The sequence below is a fragment of the Segeticoccus rhizosphaerae genome (genome assembly GCF_009192725.1).
Classification (GTDB): domain Bacteria; phylum Actinomycetota; class Actinomycetes; order Actinomycetales; family Dermatophilaceae; genus Segeticoccus; species Segeticoccus rhizosphaerae.
In genome coordinates, this window is the sequence record NZ_VOHR01000149.1 from 1 (window position 1) to 8,956 (window position 8,956).

Below are 8,956 nucleotides of genomic sequence, written 5' to 3' on the forward strand. Positions count from 1 at the left end.
CAGACCGCCGGGCTCAGCCGCCGCTGAGGCGGCGCTTGACGGCGGCGGCCACCCGGCCGCCCTCGGCCCGCCCGGCCACCCGGGGCTGGACCGCCTTCATGGCCTGGCCCATCTGCGCCATCCCGGTCGCGCCGGTCTCCTGCACGGCGTCGGCCACCAGGTGGTCCAGCTCGTCGTCCGTGAGCTGGGCCGGCAGGTAACCCTCGAGCACGGTGAGCTCCGCCCGCTCCTGCTCGGCGAGCTCGGGACGGGACGCACCGTCATACGCCTCCGCGGCCTCGCGGCGCTTCTTCGCCTCCTTGGCCACGACCCTGCGCACGTCGTCGTCGGAGAGCTCGCGTGACTCCTTACCCGCGACCTCCTCGTTGGTCACGGCGGTCAGCACCATCCGCAAGGTCCCGGAGCGCACCTTGTCGCGCTCGCGCATGGCCTCGGTGAGGTCGGCCCGCAGGGTGGTCTTCAGCGACTGGCTCGGCGTCATGCGTGCAGTCTGTCACCGCCCGCGTGGCGAGCCACACCCTGTTTGGGAGGATGTCCCCGATGACCTCTCTCCTGCGCAGCTCCGCGCTCGGCCTGCTCGGCAGCGCCGCCACCGGACTCGCCTACGCCTCCCTCGTCGAACGCCAGGCGTATGTCGTGCGCCGCGTCAGCGTGCCCGTGCTCCCTCCGGGCACCCGGCCGCTGCGGATCCTGCACCTCACTGACCTGCACCTGGTGCCGCGCCAACGGCGCAAGATCGACTGGGTCCGCGGCCTGGCCACACTCGAGCCGGACTTCGTCGTGGACACCGGCGACAACCTGGCCGACCTGCGGGCTGTGCCCTCCGCGGTCGAGGCGCTGGCACCGCTGATGGAGTTGCCGGGCGCCTTCGTGCTCGGGTCCAACGACTACTTCGGGCCGACCGCCAAGAACCCGCTGCGGTACTTCGACCTGAGCCACCGCAAGGCCCCGGAGACGCGTGCCAGGGGTCTGCCGACCGACGACCTGGTCCGCTCCTTCACCAGCGCGGGATGGCTCGACCTGGACAACGCGCGCACCACCACGACGGTGGCCGGCGTCCGCCTCGAGCTGGTCGGGGTGAACGACCCGCACATCCAGCTCGACGACTACCCGAGCGTCTCCGGGCCGGCCGACGGGCAGGTGGCGCTGACGCTGGGAGTGGTGCACGCGCCATACCAGCGGGTGCTCGACCCCATGGTTCGCGACGGCGCGGGCCTGGTCCTGGCCGGACACACGCACGGCGGGCAGCTCTGTCTGCCGTTCGCCGGTGCGCTGGTGACCAACTGCGACCTGCCGCTCGGGCGCGCCAAGGGCGTGTCCCGGTGGTGGCCGGGTGCGGGCTCCGCCGCCTCACCCCACGGTCCGGACGACGCCGCGTGGCTGCACGTGTCGGCCGGGCTCGGCACGTCGCCCTACGCTCCAGCCCGCTTCGCCTGCCGGCCGGAGGCGACCCTGCTGACGCTGACGAGTCGCTCGGCCTGACCCGATTCGGTCCGTGGCGAGGTGCTCGGCTATTGTGTGCTGGCGCTGCCTTGTGTGGCGCCAGCCACGGGGTGTGGCGCAGCTTGGTAGCGCGCTTCGTTCGGGACGAAGAGGCCGCAGGTTCAAATCCTGTCACCCCGACAGCAGCAGGTTCGCCCGAAACAGTCGGAGCGGACCTTTGCTGTCAGGGGACAAAATCTCCTCGCCGTCCGCCCGTGCCTCGGCGGCGTGGCCGACCTCACCGGGGAGGTCCTCCTCGGGCCCCGCGGGCCAGCCGACTGGCCGCCCGCGCGGCGATCGCCATGATCGTCAGTGCGGGATTGGCGCTGCCCTGGGTGGGCAGCACGCTGCCGTCGGTGAGGTAGAGGTTGGGGATCGCGAAGCTCTGGCAGTCGCCGCTCACCACGCCCTTGTCCTCGGTGGCCGCCATCCGGGCACCACCCACCAGGTGGGCAAATCGCTGGATCGTCATGGTCTCGTCCGCACCCGCCGCGTGCAGGATCTCCTCCATCTTCTGCTGCGCGGCCTGCAACAGCTGCTGGTCATTCTCGCCCTGGGAGTAGCTGAAGTGCGCGATCGGCATCCCGTGCCGGTCCTTCTCCTCATCGAGGGTGACCCGGTTCTCGGGACGGGGCAGGAACTCGCACAGGGCACCGAAGCAGGCCCAGTGCACGTAGTCACTCATGTACTCCCGCAGCGAAGCGCCCCAGTGGCCCTGGGCGATGACGTGCTCCGACCAGGTGATCGGCAAGGGCGAGACCGTCTGGATCGAAAAGCCGCGCTGGTAGGGAGCTTTCGGGTCGGTCTCGTAGAACTGCTCGCTGCTGACCTCCGGTGGCGGCGCCTTGTACATCCGGATCTCCCGGTCGAACCGGCCGGCCGTCTGCGGCGCGCCCTGCACCATGACATAGCGGCCGACGAGATCGTGGTCGTTGCACAGCCCGTTCGGCCACCGCTCGGTGGCGGAGTTCAGCAGCAGCCGAGGGGTCTCGATCGAGTATCCCGCGACCGCCACCATGCGCGCCCGCTGGAACCGTTCCCGGCCACGGCGTACGTAGTGCACGCCGGTCGCGCGGCCGGTGCGGTCGTCGACCCCGACCCTCGTGACCATCGAGTCCGCGCGCACCTCGGCACCGTGCGCCAGCGCGTCCGGGATGTGCGTGATCAGCGGCGACGCCTTCGCGTCGACCTTGCAGCCCTGCAGGCAGAAGCCGCGGTAGATGCAGTGCGGGCGGTTGCCGAAGCGGCCGTTGCTGATCGCGACCGGGCCGACCTTCGCCGTGATGCCTACCTTGCGGGCACCCTCGAGGAAGATCTCGCCGTTCCCGCCCACGGGGTGGGGGCTGTGCGGATAGCTGTGCGGGTCGCCCCAGGGCCAGTCTTCTCCCGCGACAGGCAGCTCCTCCTCGATGTCCTGGTAGTAGGGACGCAGATCTTCGTAGGCAAAGGGCCAGTCCGCGCCCACGCCGTCTTGGCTGTAGGTCCGGAAGTCGCTGGGATGGAACCGCGGCGTGTAGCCCGCATAGTGCACCATCGAGCCACCCACGCCCCGCCCGGAGTTGTTGGATCCCAACGGAACCGGATCGGAGCCGGCGATGACGCGGGGGTCGTTCCAGTAGAGGTGGTGTGAGCCCGCCTCGTCACTGACCCAGTCCCGCTCCGGCTCCCAGAACGGCCCCGCGTCCAGGGCCACGATGCGCCAGCCCAGACGTGCCAGCCGCTGCATGAGCGTCGATCCTCCCGCTCCACAGCCGACGATCACGAGATCGACCTCGTCATCGTCCTCGAACCGGCGCATGTCGTGGCGCAGCTGGTGGTTGGTGCCCGGATGGGGCGGCATCAGCCACGCCGACTCGTTGCGCTCGCGGACGTGGTCCAGCGACCCCGGCAGCAGGCGCATCAGCTCTTCCCCCGGTCCGCGTCGCCGATCCGCGTCGGATCCACCGGCTTCGCGTCGCGCACCTCGAAGGGCTCGAGCTTGTCGACGCCGATGTTCTTGTAGCCGCGCGGAAAGGCCGGCCCGGGAAACCCGATCTCGTCCCATGCCCAAGGATGCGAATAGAAGGCGGAGCAGGCGTAGCGGGTCCAGAGGCTCCACACCCGCTTGGCGATCATGCCGTGCCACTCGCCGCTGCCCCTGTCGACGATGGCCTGGATCACTCCGCGCTGCTCGCCGAGATCGCACTCGTGGAAGGGCCGGGACCACGCCTCGCGCGAGTCCTGGTCGAGCGCCGCCAAGGACTGCTTCCACGCCTCGGCGTCCTCCGGCATGTCCTCGTAGTGCCAGCCGTCGTACTGCTTCTCGGCGAGGCGCGCGTCGATGAGGTGCACCACGGGGACGCGCGGGTCTTCCTGCTGATCGAGGAGCTGGTCACACAGGGCGTTGGCTGTCGCCTCCTCCTCCCGGGTGAAGAAGCGGATGTTCGGCGGCATACCGAGCCGTTCGGCGACCACGGCCTTGGTGGCCATGTCCCAGTACTCGGCTTGGGAGGCGGTGTCGAACCCGGGGAACCGTCCTCGCGCGTTGGGGTCCTGGAGAGGCAGCTTCTGGTTCACTTCTCGCGCCTCAGGATGGAAGCGAGCAGGCCCATGCCCCCGACCATCGTCATCAGCAGCGGCGCCAGCAACGGCGGCCCCATCTCCATGTTGTACCGGAAGTTCGACCAGCCACCGGGCTTCTGCTTGATGCCCCGTGCGTGCAGCCAGGTCCCCTGGATCCCGTTCAGGACGATCACCGACGAGGTGAGCGGAAGCATCGTCTTGGCCATCCGTTTGCTGAAGACGCCTGCGACGCCCGCCGCGAAGCCGACCGGGCCCAGCGCGATCGGCGCCCACATCCAGGGGTCTCCGAAGCTGGCCTTGTCGTGCTCGAAGAAGATCTCGGTGCTCGTGATGACCGCGCCGGCCGCCGTGAGGCCGGAGAGGCTTCGTTCGAAGCGGCCCGTCTCGACGTCGCGGAGCACCCTGTCGATGCCGTGGAGCACCTCGCCCACGGGCTCGGAGCGCCCAACCGACGACCGCATGGGGATGGCTTGCTGCAGTGCACGCATTGCCGAAAGCACGAGAGGGTCCTCCTTGTCGATGGCCTTCCTCACTTCTACCCAGCAGTGGGCTGCACAATCGCCGCACCGCGCGGGCGGTGGGTCAGGCCGGTTGCTGCACGCGCTGGCTCCACCAGGCGATCGTGCGCGCCAAACCTTCCTTCCACGGCACGCGCGCCTCCCACCCGAGCAGCTCCCGGGCCAGCGTGGTGTCCGGGCGACGGACCTTGGGGTCGTCGACGGGCCGGTCGATGTGCACGATGGTGGATGTGGAGCCGGTTGCCGCGATGACGTCCTTCGCGATCTCGAGGATCGAGCGCTCGCTCGGGTTGCCGATGTTGACCGGACCGGGATGGTCACAGGCCGCCATCGCGAGCACGCCCTCGACAAGGTCGTCGATGTAGCAGACCGAACGGGTCTGGAGGCCGTCACCGGTCACGGTGACCGGCTCACCGGCCAGGGCCTGGGAGATGAACGTGGGAATGGCACGTCCGTCATCGGGGCGCATCCGCGGACCGAAGGTGTTGAAGATGCGCACGATGGCGGCGTCGACCCCTTCGGTCCCCCTGTATGCCGTCGCGAGCGCCTCGCCGTAGCGCTTCCCCTCGTCGTACACGCCCCGTGGACCCACGGGGTTGACGTGTCCCCAGTAGTCCTCCGGCTGCGGATGGACCTGGGGGTCGCCGTAGACCTCCGAGGTGGAGGCGAGCACGAACCGCGCGCCCTTCTCCTTGGCCAGACCCAGCGCGTGCCAGGTGCCGATCGCACCGACCTTGAGGGTGTGCAGCGGGAGTCGCAGGTAGTCGCTCGGCGACGCCGGAGAGGCGAAGTGCAGGACGAGGTCCACGTCTCCGGGAACGTGCATGAAGTCGGTGACGTCGCAGCGGACCAACCGGAAGCCCGGGTTGTCCATGAGATGGGCGACATTCGCCGGGCTGCCCGTCAGGAAGTTGTCGAGGCACACCACCTCGGCACCACGACGCAGCAGCTCCTCACACAGGTGGCTGCCCACGAAACCGGCGCCTCCTGTCACGACCGCTCGACGCGTGCGGAGCTCGGGTTGGCTGGTCCTCGGCATGCTTCCTCCTCATGCGATGGCGGTGCCCGGTGATGCTGTCCGGCCACGCTCGGAATCGTTCCTACCCGTGAAGTGCAGCGACAAACCGGTCCCCCGAACAGCCCACGAGAGCGCGCGGCAGCCGCGAGAAGCGCACCGGCCAAGGTCGAGCGACGGCCCTTCGGGAGAAGTGGTTCGAGAAGTGGTTCGAAGCGGTTCTGCTGGGTAGAGGGGGGCCATGCGGGTGCTCGGAGTCAACGCGCTCTTCCACGATCCTTCGGCCGCTCTCGTGGTCGACGGACGGATCGTCGCTGCCGCGGAGGAGGAGCGGTTCAGCCGGCGCAAGCACGGCAAGCGACCGGTGCCGTTCTCGGCGTGGGAACTGCCCGAACTGGCCATGCGCTGGTGCCTGGACGAGGCCGGGCTCTCCGCCGAGGATCTCGACGCGGTCGCCTACTCCTACGACCCACGTCTGGCCCGTCCTGCCGCGGAACTCGGCCTGCCGGACCCGTGGGACCACCTGCGCCAGGAGTATGCCGAGCGGGCACCGGAGTTCCTGGCCACCGCTCTCCCCGGCCTCAAGCCGGAGGCCGTCACCTTCGTCCCTCACCACGCGGCGCACGCCGCGTCGGCCGGCTTGGTCAGACCGCACCGCGACTCCCCATCAGGCGTGAGCGTGCTCGTGGTGGACGGCCGCGGTGAATCGGCGTCTCACCTGGCAGGTCGCTACGACTCGGGCCCGCTCGAGGTGCTCGGCACCCAACGCCTGCCCGACTCCCTCGGCCTGGTCTACGAGTCGCTCACCGAGCATCTCGGGTTCCTGCGCTCGAGCGATGAGTTCAAGGTGATGGCCCTGGCGTCGTACGGCGAGAACCGCTTTGCCTCGGCGCTGCGTGACAACGTCCATGCCCGAGGCGATGGCGGCTTCGTGGGACGCGTGCCGGACTGGGGTCGTTTTGCACCGGCCCGTCGGCGGGACGACACCGAGTGGCTTCCGGAGCACGCCGACCTCGCCTGCTCGCTGCAGTCCTGTCTCGAGGAGACCCTCGTGGAGATGGCCGGCTGGTTGCACGAGCAGACCGACGACCAGGCGCTCGCGATGGCCGGGGGAACAGCGCTCAACTGCGTTGCCAATTCACGCATCTGGGCCGAGAGCGGCTTTGACGACGTCTGGGTCCAACCCGCCGCGGGGGACGCGGGGACCTCACTCGGCGCGGCCCTGCACGTGCTGTCCGAGGCGGGAGACCTCCAGGCGGTGCCCTTCGGCACGGCGGCGCTGGGGCGGCGCTGGACCGACGAGCAGCTGGCGCAGTGCCTTCGCGACGCCCGCGTGCCCTTCACGACTCCGGATGACCTGGACACCCGCGTGGCACGGATCCTCGCCGACGACGGACTCATCGCCTGGTTCGACGGGCGCAGCGAGTTCGGGCCGAGGGCCCTGGGCCATCGGTCCCTCTTGGCCCATCCCGGCCGGCGAAGCAACCTGGAACGGCTGAACGACGTGAAGGGCCGAGAGCAGTTCCGCCCCGTGGCGCCGATGGTCCTGAGCGAGCGGGCCCCCGAGATCTTCAGCGCGGGCCCACTGCCCAGCCCCTACATGCTGTTCGTGCACCGTGTCGCGGAGACCTGGCGCGAACGGATCCCGGCGGTCACCCACGTGGACGGCACGGCCCGGGTGCAGACCGTCGACCGTGAGCAGCTGCCGAGGCTCACCGGCATGCTGGAGCAGTTCGCCGCGATGACCGGGTTGCCCGTGGTGGTCAATACCAGCCTGAACACGGCCGGTCGGCCCATGGTGGACACCCCGCGAGAGGCGTTGGAGCTGTTCGGGTCTTCGCCCGTCGACGCCTTGGTGCTCGGTCCCCACCTGGTGCAGCGCGGCGCGCTGTTCGCCGAGGAGCAGGTGTGACGAGCGGGCCGGCCCCCACGCGATACGGATCGTCCGGTTCCCCGCGAGCCCGGACGCACTCCCCGAGGAGGTAGTTCGATGAAGATTGCGATGGTGTCCGAGCACGCGAGCCCGCTCGCGACGCTCGCCGGTCGCGACGCAGGCGGGCAGAACGTGCACGTGGCCGCGCTGGCGGAGGGGCTGGTCCGACGTGGCCACGTCGTCGAGGTCTACACCCGGCGAGACGCGCCGGAGGCGCAGCAGCCAGAACGGATCCGGATGGATTGCGGAGTCACTGTCGTGCACGTCCCGGCGGGACCGCAGGCGCGGCTGCCCAAGGACGAGCTGCTCCCCTTGATGGACGACTTCTCCACCTGGATGCGTCAGGACTGGGCGACCCACGGACGACCGGACGTCGTGCACGCCCACTTCTGGATGTCCGGCATCGCGGCACTTCGTGCCTGCCAGGCGGTGGGTGTGCCGATGGTCCAGACCTTCCACGCCCTCGGCAGCGTCAAGCGGCGGCACCAGGGTGCTGCCGACACGAGTCCCCGGATCCGACCCGAGGTCGAGCGCTTGGTGGCCAGCGGAGCTGACATCGTCGTCGCGACGTGCTCGGACGAAGTCACGGAGCTGGAGCGGATGGGGGTCTCCACCGAGCACGTCCGAGTGGTGCCGTGCGGGGTCGACACGGACCTGTTCTGCCCGGGTGAGGAGACCGTGGCCGACGCCGGCCCGACTCTTCTGACGGTGGGACGGCTGGTGCCCCGCAAAGGGATCGACACCGCGGTGCGCGCGCTGGCACGGCTGGCCAGAGGTGAGCTGCTCGTGGTTGGTGGACCGGACGCCGGTGAGCTGCAGGACGACCCCGAGGTGAAGCGGCTGACCGAAGTGGCCCTCGAGCACCGGGTGAACGACCGGGTGCGCTTCGTCGGCTCTGTGCCGCACCACGAGATGCCCGCTCTCTACCGCGCTGCCGATGTCGTGCTCGCCACTCCGTGGTACGAGCCGTTCGGGATCACCCCCGTGGAGGCGGCGGGCTGCGGGGTCCCCGTGGTCGGCAGCGCGGTCGGCGGACTGTTGGACACCATCGTCGACGGTCGGACGGGTCGACTGGTGCCGCCCCACGACGACCGGGCCGTGGGCGAGGCCGTTGCTGCCCTGCTCGCCGAGCCGGAAACGGCGCGAAGCTGGGGCTGGCACGCACGCCGCCGAGCGGTGGAGAAGTACTCCTGGCACCAGGTTGCGGCACGGACCGAGGACGCGCTGCACGAGGCGGTTCGGCGCGCCGATCGCCGGAAGCGCCCGGGCCGGCAGCATGCGAGCCGCGACTGGGTCCGGCAGCACCGGCGCGAGCTCACGACCGGGATGGCCGCCCTCGAGGGCCAGGCAGACCTGCTGGAGTCCTGGGGAGCCCGGCTGGCCGACATCCTCGCCGACGGCGGACGGCTGCTCGCGGCGGGCAACGGACTCCAGCAGGTCTGCCTG

At 70.1% G+C, this 8,956-nt stretch carries 8 protein-coding genes and 1 tRNA gene; 4 read left to right on the forward strand and 5 right to left on the reverse strand.

What is annotated here, in order from left to right; genetic code table 11:
- Nucleotides 1-13 precede the first annotated feature (13 nt).
- The gene (locus FRW57_RS12620; protein ID WP_137120364.1) at nt 14-481 is read right to left on the reverse strand and encodes a GatB/YqeY domain-containing protein; all 468 of its coding nucleotides are present in this window, start codon (nt 479-481) and stop codon (nt 14-16) included.
- Nucleotides 482-540: 59 nt separating this feature from the next.
- Between FRW57_RS12620 and FRW57_RS12625 the strand changes: the two genes are divergently transcribed.
- Together FRW57_RS12625 and FRW57_RS12630 are read left to right on the forward strand one after the other, a co-directional pair.
- A complete protein-coding gene (locus FRW57_RS12625; RefSeq protein WP_238999414.1) occupies nt 541-1,482 on the forward strand; it encodes a metallophosphoesterase in 942 nt (313 codons plus the stop codon).
- A 67-nt stretch (nt 1,483-1,549) separates the two neighbouring features.
- Nucleotides 1,550-1,623 (forward strand) — tRNA-Pro (locus FRW57_RS12630).
- Between the two features lie 97 nt (nt 1,624-1,720).
- Here the strand turns inward: FRW57_RS12630 and FRW57_RS12635 are convergent.
- From FRW57_RS12635 to FRW57_RS12650, 4 genes are all read right to left on the reverse strand, one after another.
- The gene (locus FRW57_RS12635; RefSeq protein ID WP_137120362.1) at nt 1,721-3,382 is read right to left on the reverse strand and encodes a GMC family oxidoreductase; all 1,662 of its coding nucleotides are present in this window, start codon (nt 3,380-3,382) and stop codon (nt 1,721-1,723) included.
- The gene (locus FRW57_RS12640; RefSeq protein ID WP_238384520.1) at nt 3,382-4,038 is read right to left on the reverse strand and encodes a gluconate 2-dehydrogenase subunit 3 family protein; all 657 of its coding nucleotides are present in this window, start codon (nt 4,036-4,038) and stop codon (nt 3,382-3,384) included. The genes FRW57_RS12635 and FRW57_RS12640 overlap by 1 nt, the downstream gene beginning before the upstream one ends.
- Entirely contained in the window at nt 4,035-4,532 is a 498-nt protein-coding gene (locus FRW57_RS12645) for a hypothetical protein (RefSeq protein ID WP_137120506.1), read from the reverse strand. The genes FRW57_RS12640 and FRW57_RS12645 overlap by 4 nt, the downstream gene beginning before the upstream one ends.
- A gap of 94 nt (nt 4,533-4,626) precedes the next feature.
- Nucleotides 4,627-5,601, reverse strand: coding sequence for a UDP-glucuronic acid decarboxylase family protein (locus FRW57_RS12650; protein ID WP_137120361.1), 975 nt, complete (start codon nt 5,599-5,601; stop codon nt 4,627-4,629).
- Between the two features lie 217 nt (nt 5,602-5,818).
- On the opposite strand from FRW57_RS12650, the gene FRW57_RS12655 reads away from it, so the two are divergent.
- Together FRW57_RS12655 and FRW57_RS12660 are read left to right on the forward strand one after the other, a co-directional pair.
- Complete coding sequence (locus tag FRW57_RS12655; protein ID WP_137120360.1) at nt 5,819-7,489, forward strand: carbamoyltransferase family protein; 1,671 nt, start codon at nt 5,819-5,821, stop codon at nt 7,487-7,489.
- 78 nt (nt 7,490-7,567) lie between these two features.
- Nucleotides 7,568-8,956 (forward strand): glycosyltransferase (locus FRW57_RS12660; RefSeq protein WP_152186133.1); only part of this gene is annotated, 1,389 nt, incomplete at its 3' end.

What these genes read in the sequence shown, in the direction of transcription:
- FRW57_RS12620 (WP_137120364.1), bottom strand. Translation starts at nt 481, where the DNA reads ATGACGCCGAGCCAGTCGCTGAAGACCACCCTGCGGGCCGACCTCACC.
- FRW57_RS12655 (WP_137120360.1), top strand. Translation starts at nt 5,819, where the DNA reads ATGCGGGTGCTCGGAGTCAACGCGCTCTTCCACGATCCTTCGGCCGCT.
- FRW57_RS12645 (WP_137120506.1), bottom strand. Translation starts at nt 4,532, where the DNA reads ATGCGTGCACTGCAGCAAGCCATCCCCATGCGGTCGTCGGTTGGGCGC.
- FRW57_RS12635 (WP_137120362.1), bottom strand. Translation starts at nt 3,382, where the DNA reads ATGCGCCTGCTGCCGGGGTCGCTGGACCACGTCCGCGAGCGCAACGAG.
- FRW57_RS12650 (WP_137120361.1), bottom strand. Translation starts at nt 5,601, where the DNA reads ATGCCGAGGACCAGCCAACCCGAGCTCCGCACGCGTCGAGCGGTCGTG.
- FRW57_RS12625 (WP_238999414.1), top strand. Translation starts at nt 541, where the DNA reads ATGACCTCTCTCCTGCGCAGCTCCGCGCTCGGCCTGCTCGGCAGCGCC.